Source organism: Citrobacter sp. NCU1 (genome assembly GCF_010231475.1).
Lineage (GTDB): Bacteria > Pseudomonadota > Gammaproteobacteria > Enterobacterales > Enterobacteriaceae > Citrobacter_D.
The window spans coordinates 151-1,045 of record NZ_NRDO01000086.1 but is presented as its reverse complement, the minus strand read 5'-3'; the positions used below and the strand labels follow the sequence as shown (position 1 = coordinate 1,045).

Genomic DNA, 895 nt, shown 5'->3' with positions numbered 1-895 from the left:
GCGGGCGCTGCACAAAGGTCAGACTGAGTCATTATATTACGGCTATCATCTGGGTGAAGTTCGTCTGGTAAACAAACTATTTGGTATTTAACTCTTTTCTTCAATGAGAACTTCTGGTTTGTGATCTTGTTTGCAACAGGGCCTTTTGGGCTAGGATTAAACTGGCCGGGATCTCAAAAAGTGCGTGGAAATAAAACGGGTCTATTTACAGTTGTACCTGGCGGGGTGATTGATATGTGGTCGCGTTCTGCCATTGGCTGGTCAATGACGTCACGTATGACGACACAGCTTACCGGTGATGCGCTGCAGAGGGCGCTCTAGCGGAGTAAATGCTTGGAAAATGTCATCATTCACACAGGCAGGGGTGGGCAGTACTGTTCAGCGGATTATCAGACTTTACTGAAACGCTATAATCTGCGCGGGAGTCTGAGTGCCAAAGGTTGTTGTTATGACAATTCCTGTATGGAAAGCTTCTTTCACTCGCTAAAAGTGGAATGCATTCACGGAGAATGTTTTACCAGCCGGGAAATAACGCGGACGACAGTGTTTAATTATATCGAGTGTGATTACAATCGCTGGCGGCGCCACTGAGCCAGTGGAGGTCTCAGCCCGGAACAAATTTAAAACCAGAACCTAGCTTAGGGGCGTGCCCACATTACGCGAGTAAGGTCAACCATCGTATTAATGAGGTAAGGAGTTAAAAATATGTAGGAACATTGTCTCATCGTTCAGAGTACGTTAGTTTCTTGTGCCAAACTGTCACCCTGACTTCTATTTTCTAAGACATTGCCGCCGCTTAACATTAAATAACACATAAAATCACTACATTTCCATCACCATTAAGTGAGTTTTATCAGCCCCCGCGATCCTGTCGAGTACACGAGCCACTCGCAGA

Annotated in this window: 1 pseudogene; it reads left to right on the top strand. The window is 45.8% G+C overall.

Annotation, left to right across the window (positions count from 1 at the left end):
• Window positions 1–225: 225 nt before the first annotated feature.
• Window positions 226–591, top strand: a pseudogene (locus CJP72_RS22025) (IS3 family transposase); the annotation flags it as partial.
• Window positions 592–895: the final 304 nt, after the last annotated feature.